The sequence below is a fragment of the Neobacillus jeddahensis genome (genome assembly GCF_000612625.1).
Lineage (GTDB): Bacteria > Bacillota > Bacilli > Bacillales > Cytobacillaceae > Neobacillus > Neobacillus jeddahensis.
In genome coordinates this window covers 23,842-40,823 of sequence record NZ_CCAS010000038.1, presented here as the reverse complement: position 1 = coordinate 40,823, position 16,982 = coordinate 23,842, and the positions used below count along the sequence as shown (strand labels likewise).

The 16,982-nt window shown below is 40.7% G+C and carries 15 protein-coding genes and 1 pseudogene; 7 read left to right on the top strand and 9 right to left on the bottom strand.

The features are described from left to right. The 3 genes from xylB to xylA all read right to left on the bottom strand — a co-directional run. Positions 1-844 (bottom strand): xylulokinase (gene xylB, locus TY15_RS15720; RefSeq protein WP_042374977.1); only part of this gene is annotated, 844 nt, incomplete at its 3' end. An 85-nt stretch (positions 845-929) separates the two neighbouring features. After that, positions 930-2,318, bottom strand: coding sequence for a D-xylose transporter XylE (xylE, locus tag TY15_RS15715; protein WP_040203720.1), 1,389 nt, complete (start codon positions 2,316-2,318; stop codon positions 930-932). Positions 2,319-2,542: 224 nt separating this feature from the next. Further along, complete coding sequence (gene xylA, locus TY15_RS15710; protein ID WP_040203718.1) at positions 2,543-3,874, bottom strand: xylose isomerase; 1,332 nt, start codon at positions 3,872-3,874, stop codon at positions 2,543-2,545. 247 nt (positions 3,875-4,121) lie between these two features. Between xylA and TY15_RS15705 the strand changes: the two genes are divergently transcribed. The 6 genes from TY15_RS15705 (at position 4,122) to TY15_RS24360 (ending at position 8,310) form a co-directional block, all read left to right on the top strand. Continuing rightward, the gene (locus TY15_RS15705) at positions 4,122-5,279 is read left to right on the top strand and encodes an ROK family transcriptional regulator (RefSeq protein ID WP_040203716.1); all 1,158 of its coding nucleotides are present in this window, start codon (positions 4,122-4,124) and stop codon (positions 5,277-5,279) included. A gap of 828 nt (positions 5,280-6,107) precedes the next feature. Then, the gene (locus TY15_RS15695; protein WP_040203710.1) at positions 6,108-6,326 is read left to right on the top strand and encodes a spore germination protein; all 219 of its coding nucleotides are present in this window, start codon (positions 6,108-6,110) and stop codon (positions 6,324-6,326) included. Between the two features lie 128 nt (positions 6,327-6,454). Continuing rightward, complete coding sequence (locus tag TY15_RS15690) at positions 6,455-6,934, top strand: glutathione peroxidase (protein ID WP_040203709.1); 480 nt, start codon at positions 6,455-6,457, stop codon at positions 6,932-6,934. Positions 6,935-6,976: 42 nt separating this feature from the next. Next, positions 6,977-7,414 carry a MarR family winged helix-turn-helix transcriptional regulator gene (locus TY15_RS15685; RefSeq protein ID WP_040203707.1) on the top strand — a complete coding sequence of 146 codons (438 nt, stop codon included), beginning with the start codon at positions 6,977-6,979 and terminating at the stop codon, positions 7,412-7,414. A 218-nt stretch (positions 7,415-7,632) separates the two neighbouring features. After that, entirely contained in the window at positions 7,633-7,938 is a 306-nt protein-coding gene (locus TY15_RS15680) for a hypothetical protein (RefSeq protein ID WP_040203739.1), read from the top strand. Positions 7,939-8,172: 234 nt separating this feature from the next. Beyond that, positions 8,173-8,310 (top strand): hypothetical protein, encoded by a 138-nt coding sequence (locus TY15_RS24360; protein ID WP_157042266.1) that lies wholly within the window; start codon positions 8,173-8,175, stop codon positions 8,308-8,310. Between the two features lie 95 nt (positions 8,311-8,405). On the opposite strand, the gene TY15_RS15675 is transcribed toward TY15_RS24360, so the two are convergent. From TY15_RS15675 to TY15_RS23255, 6 genes are all read right to left on the bottom strand, one after another. Then, positions 8,406-9,551, bottom strand: coding sequence for an ABC transporter permease (locus TY15_RS15675; RefSeq protein ID WP_040203706.1), 1,146 nt, complete (start codon positions 9,549-9,551; stop codon positions 8,406-8,408). Then, positions 9,551-10,663 carry an ABC transporter permease gene (locus TY15_RS15670; protein ID WP_040203704.1) on the bottom strand — a complete coding sequence of 371 codons (1,113 nt, stop codon included), beginning with the start codon at positions 10,661-10,663 and terminating at the stop codon, positions 9,551-9,553. The genes TY15_RS15675 and TY15_RS15670 overlap by 1 nt, the downstream gene beginning before the upstream one ends. Positions 10,664-10,686: 23 nt before the next feature. Then, the gene (locus TY15_RS15665; RefSeq protein ID WP_040203703.1) at positions 10,687-11,625 is read right to left on the bottom strand and encodes an ABC transporter ATP-binding protein; all 939 of its coding nucleotides are present in this window, start codon (positions 11,623-11,625) and stop codon (positions 10,687-10,689) included. Positions 11,626-11,743: 118 nt separating this feature from the next. Then, on the bottom strand, positions 11,744-12,850 hold the full coding sequence (locus tag TY15_RS15660) for a sensor histidine kinase (protein ID WP_040203701.1): 1,107 nt from the start codon (positions 12,848-12,850) through the stop codon (positions 11,744-11,746). 1 nt (position 12,851) lies between these two features. After that, positions 12,852-13,490 (bottom strand): response regulator, encoded by a 639-nt coding sequence (locus TY15_RS15655; RefSeq protein WP_040203699.1) that lies wholly within the window; start codon positions 13,488-13,490, stop codon positions 12,852-12,854. A 197-nt stretch (positions 13,491-13,687) separates the two neighbouring features. After that, positions 13,688-16,117: a bifunctional diguanylate cyclase/phosphodiesterase gene (locus TY15_RS23255; protein ID WP_052353809.1), complete on the bottom strand. Its 2,430-nt coding sequence runs from the start codon at positions 16,115-16,117 to the stop codon at positions 13,688-13,690. Between the two features lie 452 nt (positions 16,118-16,569). Here TY15_RS23255 and TY15_RS24355 point away from each other — a divergent pair. Continuing rightward, a pseudogene (locus TY15_RS24355) lies at positions 16,570-16,780 on the top strand (transposase); the annotation flags it as partial. Positions 16,781-16,982 lie beyond the last annotated feature (202 nt).

The following is a 16,982-nucleotide window of genomic DNA, read 5'->3' as shown; positions in this document are numbered from 1 at the left end:
GATGGACCTTCCCGCCATAATTTTTGTTCTTATCATTCTCGTAAGAAAGGAAAACCCCCGAGGTTCCGATACTACATAGGGCTGTTCCCTCTGATAAAATCCCTGCCCCAATGGCACCACAAGCATTATCCGCTCCACCTGCAAATACTTTTGTCTTGGCCGATAAACCGGTAAGTTCGGCCACCTCTGGCAAAATCGTCCCGACTAATTCTTCTGTTTCCACTAATGGCGGGCAAATGGACGCTGGGATTTCAAAAGTCCTTAAGATGTCGGCGCTCCATGATTTATTCACTACATCCAAAATAAGTGTACCTGCCGCATCTGAATAATCCATATTGATTTTTCCTGTTAACCGATAGCGCAAATAATCTTTAGGTAGTAAAAAGACACTTGTTTTTTCAAGGTTCTCCGGCTCATTTTCTTTTACCCAAAGGATCTTTGGTAAGGTAAAGCCTTCGAGCGCTGGATTCTTGGTGATCTCAAGCAGCTTTCCGCCTAATTGCTGATCAATTTTCTTACACTGCGGAGTCGTTCTGGTGTCATTCCAAAGGATCGCATTCCGAATAACAAGATGCTCTTCATCTAACAAGACCAACCCATGCATTTGTCCGGAAAAACTAAGCCCCTCAATCTCATCGGGGTGTACATTTGCTTCCTGGACTAACTGTTGGAGGGCTTTCGTTGTTTGCTCTACCCACTCTTCTGGATTTTGTTCGCTGTAGCCCGGCTGCTGTTGAATAAGCGGGTAGTCCTTCGAAACAGAATAGTGAACAGTTCCTTGTTGATCAACGAGTAGTACTTTAACTGAGCTTGTTCCTAAATCAATCCCCATCACATATTTCATGTGTATCTCCTCACATTTCACCGAATGATTTTTAGATAAATAAACGCTACCCTTCATGTAGCTAGAGGATAGCGTTCTGTTTTGATTAAGCAGTCTTTTTCCAGGCACCTTCCATGTCTTCTAACGTCTTGCCTTTTGTTTCAGGCACAAACTTCCACACAAAGATGGCTGAAAGCACACTCATTAAGCCGTAAAAACCGTAAGTTAACGCGCCACTATATTCCATCATCATTGGATAAGTAGAAGAAATTAAGTAGTTCGCAGCCCATTGTGCGGCAACCGCAATGGCCACGGCGCGACCGCGGATATTATTTGGAAAAATTTCAGAAATCAATACCCAGCAAATTGGACCCCATGACATCATAAAGGAAGCCGTATAAACAATAATGAAGATTAATGTACCCATTCCAATGACGCCAGCATAGGCCATGCCCGCAACCCCAAACATACCTAGAGCCATACCAATCGAACCAATGATTAACAATGGTTTACGTCCCCATTTATCAACCGTCATAATCGCCACAAGTGTAAAGACCACGTTAACAAGTCCCATCACTGTCGTCTGCATCATGGAAGCATCTTTCCCAGCCCCCATGCTTTCAAAAATTCTAGGAGCATAATATAAGGCCACATTGATTCCTACAAACTGTTGGAACACAGACAACAGAATGCCGATCACGATAACCGTTTTTCCATATGTAAATAGTTTAGCTGATGACACATCAACCGTTTGTTTAATCTGTTGCAGAATGGATTTTGCTGCGGCAGAGCCATTTATTTTCGCAAGGATAGACAGTGCCTTTTCATCTTGATTTTTTAATGATAAGTAGCGAGGTGTTTCAGGCACCATTAATAAAAACACTCCGAACAATAAGGCTGGAACTGCACACGAAGCAAACATATATCGCCAACCAATATCATTAATCCATGCTTGTGTTTCTCCACTCGAAATGGAGAAGTTAACAAAGTAGGCAATTAGCATCCCCAAAATAATCATAAACTGGTTAAACGATACTAACCGGCCGCGGACATGTGCCGGAGCCACTTCGCCGATATACATCGGGCAAACAGCCGAAGCCAAGCCAACGCCAATTCCACCTACAATACGATAAAGGTTAAACGCGATTAACAGGCCAATCGTTGGTTCCCCTTTGCTGAAAAATAAAAACTCTGGGTAAGCAGCCCCTAAGGACGATATTAAGAATAAGATTGATGCTATAATGAGTGAATTTTTTCGGCCAAATCTTGAGGCAAAAATACCGGAAATGAAGCCCCCAATAATACAACCAATTAATGCACTAGAGATTGTTGCTCCATGAATGAATGCTCCTAAGTGCAAACTATCAATTAAATAAACTTTTAATGATTCCTCAGCCCCAGAAATAACGGCTGTATCATAGCCAAATAGCAAGCCGCCAATAGCAGCTACCAGCGTGATTCCAAATAAATAAAATGAGTTCTTCTTTTGCTCCATCGTAATAGTTAAAGACAGCCAGCCTATTTAGAAAAATAACATCCATTCTATTATTACAGCGCTTTCAAATAATTCAATAGAATGGTAGTCCGTTATCTTTCATCCTCGCCCCCATCTTTATCCTCCTTTTATTTTCGATAATGGCTTGTTACTCAAAAAGAAGGGACCCGCAACAAATGTTCACGCTCTTTTAGTTGACGGGTCCTTTAAGAAGGACTGATGTTTTATACTTCTAAAAGGTATTGATTTAAGATGGCCTTTAAACGCTCTGTTCTACCGGATACGTTTTTAATGGTGTCATTGTTAAGTGCATATGCTTCAAGGGTGTGGAAGTTAGCTCGGCCTTCCACGATATCAAGGCCAATGCCCTTTGTGAAGCTGCTATAACGATCGGCAATCACATCTTCAAAGACACGATCTTCGATTAATTTATGAGCGACTTTTAAGCCTCTTGCAAAGGCATCCATACCTGCCACATGTGCATGGACAAGATCTTCTACTTCAAAAGATGTTCTTCTTACTTTTGCATCGAAGTTTAAGCCACCCTTACCTAGACCACCATTTTTCAAAATTTCATACATAGCAAGAGTGGTAGAATATAAGTCAGTTGGGAATTCATCTGTATCCCAGCCTAGTAGTGGGTTTCCTTGGTTTGCATCAACAGAACCAAGAAGACCGCTTGTTCTAGCTACGCGTAATTCATGTTCAAATGTATGGCCAGCTAGTGTAGCATGGTTTGCTTCAAGATTTAATTTAAAGTAGTCTTGTAAACCATATTGATGTAAGAAAGCAATTGTTGTCGCTGCATCTGTATCGTATTGATGAGTCGTAGGCTCTTTTGGTTTTGGCTCAATTAAGAATTGTCCTGTATAGCCGATTTCTTTCGCATAATCAACCGCCATATGCATAAATCTTGCTAAATTATCAAGCTCAAGTTTTAAATCAGTATTTAATAAAGTTTCATAGCCTTCACGGCCGCCCCAGAATACATAGTTTTCGGCACCAAGTAATTTTGCTGTTTCTAAGCCCTTTTTCACTTGTGCTGCAGCGTAGGCAAATACGTCCGCATTATTAGTTGTCGCTGCCCCATGAACAAAGCGAGGATTCGTAAACATATTCGCTGTGTTCCACAATAGTTTCGTATTACTTGTTTTCATATAATCTTGAATCATTTCAATAATAGTATCTAAATTTTTATTCGTTTCACTTAAATTCTTTCCTTCTGGTGCAATATCGCGATCATGGAAGGCAAAGAATGGTACGCCTAATTTTTCAAACAGTTCAAATGCTGCTTCCACTCTGGCTTTCGCTAAATCCATTCCAGTGAAGTGATTCCATGGTCTTTCCATTGTAGCAGCACCAAATGGGTCTGTTCCATCAGCTGTAAAGGTATGCCAGTAGGCTACTGAAAAACGTAGAAGATCTTTCATTGTTTTGCCGCCAATTACTTCCTCGGGATTATAATATTTAAACGCCAACGGATTTTTAGAATTCTTTCCTTCAAATACCACCTTGTTTACGCTTCCAAAATAATTATTCGTCATTGTTTGTATCATGTTTATTCCCTCCTGAAATGGTAGTTAGTAAAAAAAGTTATCTGGCTACAATAAATGTTTTTCTATTAGTTTGTTGTTCCAATAAACTAACTTAATTACATCTTATAAAATTAAAGCGCTTTAATCAAGCTTTTTTTTTGAACATTTTATGTATATATTCGATGAAAAATCCTTTATAATAGGAGAATACTACTAAAAATCGGTTGTAAGACTTAGTTTAAATACCATACAAACAAGGGGTTAGCATATGATAATTGCAGATCAGACTTTAGTAAAAAAAATCAATCAAAAAATTGTTTTACAGGAAATAGTCGCTAATTCACCTATTTCAAGGGCCAGATTATCGGAAATAACCGGATTAAATAAATCGACTGTCTCCTCCCAAGTTAATACATTAATAGAAAAGAATCTGATCTTCGAAATCGGCCAGGGACAATCAAGCGGTGGCCGAAAGCCCGTGATGCTTGTTTTTAATAAGAATGCCGGCTATACGATTGGCATTGATATTGGTGTCGATTATTTAAATGCCATCTTAACAGATTTAAAAGGGAACATTGTCCTTGACCATTATAATCCCATCGTGAAATCTTCATCTGGCTTCAACAAGGATGTTTTATTTTCGATCATTAAGGAATTAATCGAGCAGATGCCAGACTCCCCTTATGGGTTAATGGGCATTGGCTTATGTGTGCCAGGCCTTGTCAACACAGAACAGAAGATCATTTTCACGCCAAACATTGACTGGGATTATGAGGTTGACCTGAAGGCACTTCTCGAACAGGAATTTACAGTCCCTGTATTTATTGAAAATGAGGCCAATGCCGGGGCCTATGGTGAAAAAGTATTCGGGGCGGCAAAAAATTATGAAAATCTGATTTATGTGAGTGTCGGAATTGGGATTGGGACCGGAATCGTCATTAACAATGATTTATACCGAGGAGTAAATGGGTTTGCCGGTGAATTGGGGCATGTTTCCATTGATTTAAATGGGCTCAAATGCAGCTGTGGTAACCGTGGCTGTTGGGAATTATATGCTTCTGAAAAAGCACTGCTCCATTCCATCCACGATAAACAGGCGCTAGTCTCCCATCAAGAGATCATTCAGCTCGCTAACCAAAATGATCCGGAGATATTAATGGAGCTACAAAATTTCGGTTTCTATATAGGGGTAGGGTTAACCAGTATCCTCAATACCTTTAATCCACAGGCGGTGATTATCCGCAACGAACTGGTAGAGGCTCTGCCGATGGTGTTGAACTCGATCCGAAATTCGATATCATCACGCATGTATGATCAACTGAATAACAGTTATGAATTATTGCTGTCTTCGCTTGGAAAAAACGCCCCCGCATTAGGCGCCTGCTCTATCGTCATGGATCACTCTTTTGAACGGTTTACAGAGTAATAAGAAAAACCGGGCAAAAACCGCCCGGTCCTTTTTGGTTTGGCTCTGTCAAAAAAGTCTGTTGATTTCCGCTCCAGGTGCTTGCTTTCCGGGGGGGGCGTTCGCCGAGCCTCCTCGTCGCAAGCTCCTGCGGGGTCTCGCCTGTAACGCTAATCCCCCAGGAGTCAAGCACCTTCCGCTCCAATCAACAGAGTGTTAAAAATCAATCTTGAGCATTATCTTAGTCTTTGTTATGTGAATATCCGATAATTTGTGCTCTATTCCATGAACTCCTTTATCATACTCCGGGTCCATTTCTCCACCACATTTTTCACATGAAAACATGGCTGGGAGTTGTGAAAAGGCCAATGTGAAAGGATAAGCCACATCCATTGAGTAACCAACGAAAGTAATAAGCGGAGTTTTTCCGGTTAAATACAGAATGGGGCCCGTTTCGGGGGTAAATAAGCGGAGTTTTTCCGCTTATGCAAAAAAAATCCCCCCATTTTCACGTTTTTCGAGTCAATAAGCGGAATTTTTCCGTCTATTTTGGCTAATTTTGATGATAATTCCTAAATAAGCGGAATTTTTCCGTCTATTTATCAGATCGGGTGCTTAACCGGATCTCAAAACCGATAAGAGCGAGGCCAGGTACCGCGACTTCATGCTTCTCGTCTTTAACCTTCTCGACGGACCCGCTTGTGACCTCGAGCCGATGGCTTCTTGAGCTGGACCATTCTCAAAGTCAAAATTTATACATTCTTATCTTTCTAAAAAAAGGATCCTCACGAACAAAAATAGGTTAGCTTGCATAAGTTGGATTAACTAAACAACAAGGGATGTTTCCAAATGTCTTTAATACCTGGGCAAGTGAAAATTGATACCGTAAGTGGAGGGGTTGTCCAATTTGGCGGGGCTGTTTTTGTTTCCCCTAAAAATGCCTTTAAGACGACACATGGTTCAGGTGCTTCCAATTCGGGGGCACAGATCGTAACAATTAATGGCGTCAATTCAACGACAACGCTCGACACCGATGTCATTGACCAGCCAATTCTTCGCGATAACTAATTGGATTAGCACCACTCCCCCATTAAGTTCAGTAACAAATTTGCATCTTTTATTTAAATCGTGTACGATTAAATCGTAGACGATTTAAATATGTGTTCCAAACTATCTTGGTAATGGAGGAATAAACAGTGACAACGGTATATGACTTTACTGTTACAATGACCAACGGTGCGCCGAAATCCTTGCAGGATTACAAGGGCAAGACATTACTTATTGTGAATACTGCTAGTAAATGTGGATTTACGCCTCAATTTAAAGGACTTCAAGCCTTATATGAAAAATATAAAGACCAAGATTTAGAAATTTTAGGTTTTCCTTGCGACCAATTCAACAATCAAGAATTTGATAATATTGATGAAACCACTCAGTTTTGCCAAGTCAACTACGGTGTCACCTTTCCGATTTTTGCCAAAATCGACGTGAACGGAGATAAAGCTGATCCCTTATTTACATTTTTAAAGGATCAGAAAAAAGGCTTACTCCTCAAAAATATCAAATGGAATTTCACGAAATTCCTTGTGGACGCTAGCGGTCAGGTATATGATCGGTATGCACCGACAACGGAACCGAGTAAAATGGAACAGGATATTATAAAATTATTATCGTAGTCCTTCACCCTGATTGGGAAAATGAAAAATATAGGTGATAGTGTGCACGACTTCTTCACATTAAAAAAGCAACTATGCTTTGCTATCTATGAAACTGCAGGTGAATTCACCAAGTTATATACGAGTGTGCTCCATCCCTTTGGATTAACCTATCCGCAATACCTGGTTCTCTTGGCTTTATGGGAACAGGATGGTATCACCCTTAAGGATCTAGGTGAGACGCTGTCACTCGGCACTGGGACCTTAACCCCGATGATTACCAGAATGGAAGCAAATGGCTGGCTGCGAAAAGAGCGTTCCAGACAGGATGAACGAAGGGTGTTCATTTTGTTAGAAGAGAAGGCTCATGCTGAAAAGCAGGCGATCACAAAGAAGGTAGGTCAGGAAATTCAATCCTGCCACATTGAACTTGATGAATATAGCCAGCTGATGAAGCAGTTAAATCAGTTACAGCAAAAATTGAAACAGCGAAAGTCGTAGCATCCTGATGCAGATCAGGATGCTTTTTTCTATCCAAGTGCCAAATCATTGACCATGCCTATTCATTTTCAGCAAAGAACAACGTAACTTGAAAAGTGTAAGACGCCCGCCCATTCATCGGACAAATATCATGCATACATTACAGATAGTAAGAATTCTTTCTTTGCAACAGAACATGAAGGAATAGCTGAATGTGAAAAAGGAGATGTATGAGCATGATGAATCAAAGACAATTTAGTGGGCAGTTTAGCGGTCACCATGGAGGGCATCACGGCGGAGGTGGGCATCACGGTGGAGGTGGACACCACGGTGGTGGGTACCCACATCATGGACATGGCGGTTTTGGTGCACCATTTCTCGGAGGCGTATTAGGTGGATTAACGGTTGGAGCCTTATCATCGGCAGGGGGATACCCGTATCCATACCCTGTTTCCTATCCAACTACTTATCCAGCACCATACCCCACACCAGTCCCCTACCCTGCACCGTATCCATATGGCGGCGGAGGCTACCCTTACTACTAAGAATAAGAAATCGGCTATGATGTAAGGTCTTTACCTCCGGGCCTTCGTCATAGCTTATTCTATTTTGTATTCTTGAGATAATGTGTAATTCCCTTTATTCCTTCCTTACTGAACACAGCATTTTTCTAAATTACGACAACAATTGACGGCAATTCCTAAATAATTTGGAATTAATAGATGGATCAGGAATATATATATATCACTCAAGTATATTCTAGATAGGGTGGTTGAAAAATGGAAGTAGTGAGATATGAAGGAAAACTATATACGGTCATTTATAAGTACACTTCAGGCTATTGGGAAATCAAAGAGAAGGAAAATCGTTTTAATATTCAATTAGTCCATCAATCAGAAGTACAGCAAGTATCATAAAAGTTTATAAATAAAAAGAGGCTGACTCAACTGTCATAAAGTACATGACGTTCGAGCCAGCCTCCTTTTCTTGTTTCGTGCTTCATCCCCACTATTTACACAAAATTTTGGGTTGAATTATTTCGGCTGAATTTATAAACGGCAATTAAGAAAAAGGCAGCCGCGAAGGCGAAGAGAATCGCATAATTTAAATACAGGCTGCTAAAGGACTGACCCTCTTGTAGTTGTGTTAACGTATCAAGCGCCCAGCGCTGCGGCAAAAAGTCAGCGATTTTCTGCAATCCTTTTGGCATGACCTCCACTGGCCAATAGCACCCGGAGAGCATAACGGTCGGTGTAATAATTAAATTTTGTAAAGCACTCGCAGCACTGCGGCTATTTGAAAAGGCAATCATCAGTAACGATAGACCCACAGCAATGAATGAGAATAATAACATGACAAAGAATGCATCCACAAATGACACGTTAAGGCCAATATGGAAAATGGTTTTCATGACCGTTAGTGTAATAAGCACTTGCATGGTCATGATAATCATGTTGACAATGACATTCGCGAGTAAATATTTTCGCGCATTAATCGGCGTCGAAAGTAAGCGAAAATAAGTACGATTTTCTTTTTCTAACAAGATGATTTCGGACATATTGGCCGCGGATAGCATCATAATCATAATGAGGAAGCCAATGGTTTGATTCGTCATGTTCTTACTTCTAGCTGCATTTTCTAAAGAATGTGTGCCAAGCTTGAAGTCCTTCTGTTGATAGGCTGAATACAATTGCTTAAAGGTTTGCTCATTCCCATCAGCTGCTCTACTAATCGTCGAAAGATTATCGATAAACTGATATAAATAAGATTTTACGTAACCTGTAATGGCTGCCCCTTTAATCGATGTCAGTTGAATATGATCAGGCTGCCCCTTTAGGACACTGTCTGAGTATCCCTTTTCAAACGTAATAACCGTATCCAGTTTGCCCGAGGTCATTTTATCCTTCATATCCTTGGCGGCAATCTTAGAAATTTCCACGTTATCTAATCCCTCTAAAAACTGGATGGTATCCGTTGTGATTTCGCTATTGTCATGATTCACTATCCCCACATTTAGAGTAGTTCCTTGATTTCCACCATAAGCAAGCAAGGCAATGATAATTCCGACGAGAGGCATACAAAGGTACATAACAATATTTTTCTTCTTTCTAAACGTCACACTAAGCGTGTTCTGTATTAACCAGAGGATATCCTTCATTATAGCCCCTCCCTTCTTTGTAATGAGACGATAGATATAAGTAAGAATAGAATGGCCCCTACCAAATTGATCGTCAGCGCCGGGATGGCAGCAGAAAAGTCATTTGCATAGATGATTTTCGTTAATGCCGAATTGATCCAAGTTAACGGAGAAAGATCTGTGATAAACTTAAAAATGCCCTCTGGATTTTCCAGTTTGAAATAGGCTCCACCAAAGAAGGATGATAATTGGACAAACAGCATGATGATCACCTTTGGGGCCGCACTTGTTTTCGCTAGGAAGCTTACACCGATTCCCAGACTGACAGCAAAGATAACTTCTGCTAGTAGCACTAAAAATACCAGACCCATATGGTCTCCCCAGTTGGCTTTGAAAAATAGTTTACTAAACAGGACGACTAGCAAAACGCATAAACTATTACTAACGAGACTCCCCAGGACTTTGCCGATAAAGATTTCACTTTTTCTGACAGGAGATGCTATTAAACGATCGGCTGTCTTTCTTACTCTTTCCCCAACAATTAATGAGCTTGACGACATCGCCCCGTAAAGAACAATCATCGACGTGATCACAATCGCATAATAATCCATTGAACCTGGTTGTTTAGTGGGATTGACCGAGGTTTCTTTAATAAAATTCGTTTGTTTCCCACCGGAGAAGGCCTGCTCCAATTTATCAGGGGCCACCTTCATGATTTCAGAGGAGATATTGTACTTGTCGACATAGGAAGAGAGCATTCCTTGGAGGATATTTCCGCCTATGCTGTCACCCGAATTGACATACAGTTCGACCCCTTCTTCCGTCACTTCTACATACCCCGTGTATTTTCCTTGTTTCACTTCTTTTTTACCATCGGTGTGTATCGTCACTTTCTTAAACTCAATCCCTGATTGATCAGCCTGCTGAATAAACTGCTGTAAGGCCGCACCGTCCGTTGTATCCTTATATAAGACATCGATATCATCTATCGGAAGTGTGGTCGTAAACGCATTTGAAAGTGCTGTTCCAAGCACAAGCATTAAGATAATAGGGAAGGCTAACATAAAAAACAAGGTGCGGATATCACGAAAATCCGTTTTGATTCCCTTCCAAGCCATATTGATTATATTCAAAGAAAAAAACTCCTTTCCCTTTCTTATTGGTCACGTAAATTTCTGCCTGTTAACGTTAAAAATACCGTCTCTAAATTTGGTGCCTTTTCCTGTAAGGAGCGGATTTCGATATGACTGTTCATAAAGTGCTCAAGGATTTTGTTTAAGTTGTTAACACCTGTATCGGAGTTGATTTTAATAAAATTTTCATCCACAGAAACAGCCTCTACGCCGTTGATGTCTTGAATGGCCGCAAGATTCACCTTTTCCGTTGTTTTCACTTCAATCCAGACATCCTTCGTATTGGTAATAATCGATTTCAACTGTTCCTTCGTGCCCTCCGCGATAATTTTGCCATGGTCAATGATGGCAATTTTCGAACAGATCTCCTCGACTTCCTCCATATAGTGGCTGGTATAGATAATCGTACAGCCCATTTCGTTTAACTTCCGGACAGAAGTCAGAATGTAATTCCGGGACTGTGGATCAATCCCAACGGTTGGTTCATCCATGATAATTAACTTTGGGCGATGGGCAATAGCACAGGCAATGTTTAAGCGTCGTTTCATCCCACCGGAAAAACTTTTTGGATAACTTTTATGTTTATCTTGAAGGCCTACGAACTCAAGCGCCTCCACGACGCGTTCATTGAGCTCCGCTCCACGCAGACCATATAGTCCGGCAAAGAATTTGACGTTTTCATAAGCTGTCATATCCTCATAAATCGCTATATCCTGTGGCACCATCCCAATATTCATTTTGGCAAAGCGACTTTGTTTGGCATTATTTTTTCCAAGAATACTAATGGTTCCATCATTACTGCGCAAGAGACCAGCAATCATGTTAATCGTGGTACTTTTTCCTGCCCCATTTGCGCCAAGAAACCCAAAGATTTCTCCCTCCGCCACCGTTAAGCTCATATTATCAACAGCAATAAAATCACCGAATTTTTTCGTTAAATTCTTAATTTCTAATACATTCATGTTTTCACCCCTAGTGAAGTTTCTTTATGTTTCAAGTATAAATAAAAAGAATGAACGCTATAAGTGCAATCGTTCATTCTTTTCGCATGAGAATATTCATATTGTGGATGTGAGATGTTCATGAGGGAATCGGCAAGAGCGTGGTGACGGAAAAACCATGGCTGCTGTCGACAATGATTTTGCCGTTCAGAGCGGCGGTACGTTCTTCCATACCAATAATGCCTAGGCCTTTTTTGATAGTATCCGTTCCCGCCCCATTATCCCGCACTTCTATTCTGATGATTTTGTTTAGCACCTTCAAATCGATGGAAACCTGTGAAGCATGCGAGTACTTCATCGCATTCGTTAGCGCCTCCATAACATTTTCATGGATAATTTTCCATTGAATCGATGTGATAATATCAAGATTCCCCTCATGAGTAAGCAGTGTTTTGATGGATTGCTTCGTATTAAAATTCTCCACTAACAGCTTTAGGCGATGAATCCCAACCTGCTCGGTCGGGGGCTTCATATTTTTAAGCGTCATCCGGATATTTTCGATGCCATCCTTCGAAATGTGAATGGCATTTTGCAGAAGCTCCGTTGCCTTTGGTTGATTTGTTTCCATTAACCGTTTAGCCGCTTCCATTTGAAAAAGGGCCCCAGTCATGGAATGGCCAATTTTATCGTGAATTTCCTGTGAAATTCGATTCCGTTCCTCTAATTTAAAGGTGTACTCCGATTGCCGAATGTATTCTGTATTTTCATTTAAATCTTTCGTAACCTTCTGAAGCTTTTTCCGCATCGCATCTAATGACGCTTCATTTTTCAAGCATATCCTACTATACGTTGATGTGAACGTAAAAATCATAAAGGAAAGGATCGCGACTAAACCGTATAGCGGCCTAAGCATCTCATCGATATAAAGAATCGGGACAAGTGGAAGAATCAACAGGACCCATTTTTTCTCCGTTAATCCTGCCGCCAATTCCACCATCGATAACGGAAAAAGCAAACTAAACACTGGGTTCACGACAAAATAGGCCCAAATGGAAAGACCCATCGATAGAATCAGGAGCAGTTGTTTGATGATGCTATTTTTAAAAAGATAAACCGTAATATTGACACAAAAATAGAGCAGTATCGTGAGAACAATCCATGAGATGTGGCTGATATGTGCTTGGACAGATTGAAAGGCAATATACAGGATCAAGGTCAGCTTCGTAAAGATGATCCAAAACTCCATTTTAGTCGACTTTCCCGGTGAGATAGTAAATCGCAATCTGCGTGCGGTGCTCAAGTCCAGTCTTGCCTAAAATCGAGGTGATGTAATTGGCGACTGTCCCCTCGGAAATAAACAATTGTTTAGAAATCGCTTTGTTGGAATAGCCCTTGGCAATTAAGGCCATGATCTCCCGTTCCCGCTCGGTAAACAGGCTAAGATCCATTTTCGTTTCTGGTTCCTTCGCTGCCGCTAAATTGGACTTTATTTTTTCTAAAATCACATCCTGGATAATGCTGTTACCGTTAAAAACACTTTTCATGGCATCACGAATTTGTTCAGGGTCATTGTTTTTTAATAAATAGCCTTTAGCTCCATTTTTAATGGCATCGAGAATATACTCGTCATCATCAAAGGTCGTTAAGATGATCGGCTTGGTGGACGTTTGCTCTGTAATAAGCTTCGTTGCTTCCACCCCGTTCATATTGGGCATGCGCACATCGAGCAGGGCAAGATCGACCTTATGTTGCAAGCAATACGCCAAGGCCTCTTTCCCATCATTCACGGTGTCGAGCACCTCAAATTCTTCGTATGTAGAGAGAATGATTTTCAAACCTTCTCGAATAAATGAATTATCATCTGCAATGATTACTTTAATTTTCATATAGTGGGAAGACCCTCCCTGTTTCATATCCTTAATATTAACGCTTTCCACTTGCCATTATAGCAAGAAATTGGGTGAAAATGCATTAATAGTAAAAATGACAGCAACTAGTAAAAGCACCACTCCATTGAGCGGTGCTTTTACTTTTTGTTTAGGTTATGTGTGTCCATTCATAAACTTGAAAGAAGCATTTATTGTTACTCATTTGTCTCTTTTTCGATCAGATAGCTGCTCATGCCGACCATTGTTTCATCTAAGAATTCTTTAAATTGTGGAACCGGCATCGGCCTCGCATAATAATATCCTTGAATTTCGTCACAGCTTAGATTCGATAAGGCATTTAGCTGATTCTCGTCCTCTACTCCTTCTGCCACAACTCTCATCCCTAAGGAATGCGACAATGAAATGATCGAATCAATAATCGCTAAATCGTTTTTATCCTTAAAAATTCCACTCGTGAAAGCACGATCGATCTTTAAAAAGTCAATCGGTAATAACTTCAAATAGCTCATCGACGAATATCCCGTTCCAAAGTCATCGAGTGAAATACTCACGCCCAATTGTTTTATTTGCAGCAATTTTTCAATTGCATCATCGATATTATACAACGCAATACTTTCTGTAATTTCTAAATTTAAGTTCTCAGGCGATAACGAAGTCTCTTTTAAAACTTGTTCAACCATTTTAACAAAATCATCCTGCAAAAACTGCCTACTAGAAATATTTACACAGACAAGGATGGGTGGATACCCGCTTCGCTCCCATTCCTTTGTTTGTTTACAGGCTGTTTCCAGCACCCATTTCCCAATTGCGATGATCAAGCCCGTATCTTCGGCAATCGGGATAAATTCAACCGGTGACACCGCACCAAGAATCGGATCATTCCATCTGATTAAAGCTTCCATACCGGTAATACGATTCGAGAATAAGTGCAGTTTCGGTTGATAGACAACGGACAGATTGTTTTCTTCGAGGGCTTTGCGCAATCGCTGTTCGAGCTGAAGCCTACGGTTCACTTGCTTCCCAATTTCCAAAGAATAGAGCTGGTATTGGTTTCCGCCAAAATCCTTGGCAAAATGCAGGGCTGAGCCCGCCTTTTGAACAAGATCTTCTAAAGTTTCATTCATTTCAAAGGGAGCAATCCCGATACTGACGGTAATCCGAATATCCTGTTCTGCTAAATAATAAGGCTTCGATAGGTCGTCTAATAATGTAGTCGCATGGGCCAATGCCTGCTGCTCATTTGTATCTGGCAAATAAACAATAAATTCATCTCCCTGACCTCGAAGCACCTTTCCCACCGATAGACTACAATTTGCGATTCTGTTTGCTACAAGGGTAATAAGTTGATCACCGACCCGATGTCCAAAGGAATCATTGATTAACTTAAAGCGATCGAGATTTAAACATAGGATATAACCAGGATTTCCAAGACTGGTAGATTGATAATACTGGTTCGATAAATCCATCAAATAATGCTTATTCGGAAGCCCTGTAAGCGGGTCGTGATAGGCAACGTATTCTAATTTCTCATTGGCCTTCTTTTTATCGGTTACATCTATTGCTACCCCAATAATCGCTGTGTCTCCATCCATAGAGGTTAATCTAGCTTGAATTTCAAGGTATTTAACCGCGCCATTTAGATCATTTGTTTGGATCAAATCAATGAAATGTGCTTCTTTCTCCTCTAACAATAATTGAAAATGGGAAATGATGCGGTTCCGATCCGCTTCGTTCAAATATTCTGTCAGCCTTGTGCCAAGTAATTCTTCCTTGGTCAAACCGAGCATTGTGGAAAACCAGGGATTCACATAGACCAATTCCATATTTTGAACCATAAATACGCCTACAATGGAGTTCTCGACAAGGGTCTTGTATCGTTCTTCCGACTCCTTCAAATCAATTTCTAGTTCCTTTTGTTTGGTGATGTCTACGTTGGTCCCATCATACCTGACATGCTTACCATCCTCACTAAAAACAGGAATACCGCGATCCCGGATCCAACGGATATCCCCATTCGATCGGATGATCCGATATTCGTATTCATAGTCCTCCAGAGCTTTCCATTTCTGATCAATTTGCTCCACGATGACGAGATCATCAGGATGGATCGATTTTTTCCAAAAATGGTGATCACGTAGCTCCTTTTCACGCGACATGCCATATATATCTTCAATTCCTTTTGAAATGAGGAAGTTTTCCCTTTTTCCGATCGACCAAATCCCGATATCGAGATGGTGAAACACACTCTCAAGCAAAGTATTGGCCTTCGATAATTCGATCCGTCTTAATCGATTATTTTTCACAAGGTATCCGACGAAAAGCGAGACGAGCAAATTAATCGTTGTCATTTCAAAAAGGATGATGACTTCTTGTTTACTTATTCCCTCTGGTTGTAATAAGGATTGATCCATTAGAAAAAACAGGGAAGACACGGCTGTAGCCAATCCACCATATTTGCTTCCTTTATGAAAGGCAATAATTAATGCGGGAATAAGATAAAAATACCAAAAAACATTTTGTAAACTTTGATCCTGAAAATCTATATAATCCAACACAGGAGGAAACAAATAAAAAAACACTAATATAATCCATGTTTTAACAGATATATCCTTGAACATGCTCATTGGAAATTCCCCATTATTTAGCCGCCTTAGAAAAATTATGTAAAAAAATAGTCCTTCTTTGATATTAGCATATAATGTCGAAATTGGGTCTAATATCAAAAAAATTCCACTGTTATTCAAAAAATAAAGTTGATTTGGTGCCTGACACCCATCCCGGCATTTTCACTATGAAAATAGAAAAAATAAGCCCCTAGGCTACAGACTGTAGACAAACTCGAAAATTTTCGAGTGCCTACAGTCTTTTTTCTTTTAGAATAGAAACAGGTAAATAGTGCAGGTTGATTTCCGCTCCGGGTGGACGCTTTCCGCGGGCGGGGCCGAGCCGCTTCCCTCGCTACGCTCAGTCCAGGGTCTCGACTTTCCCGCTTTTCCCGCAGGAGTCGCCACCCTCCGCTCCAATCAACTTCAACTGGTTAAAACAGTAGATAAACTAATTTTCGAGGTGACGTACCATGATGACGAGAAACCAATCAAATGAACGTGGACAATTAGAAATGCTGACAATTGATCAATTAGTTCCTAAAATATCCTTTAGTGCGCAAGCTGGAGTCTGCCATGAATTTTTCATTCATCTATCCCTTGGTTGAAAACCTATATTCAGAGATTGGTCGTCCAAGCATCGGCCCCGTAGTGTTGATTAAGATGGTCTTCATACAATACATATGCTGTCATGAATTTAAAGAAAATGGCAACCAGCTTGAGTGTGAGCCAAACTAGTTGATTGGAGCGGAGGGCGCTTGACTCCTGGGGGATTAGCAGGACAGGTGAGATCCCGCAGGAGCGTCAGCGACGAGGAAGCTCACCGCCTGCCCCCCGGAAAGCAAGTGCCCGGAGCGGAAATCAACGTATTTTAACCGCAATCCTA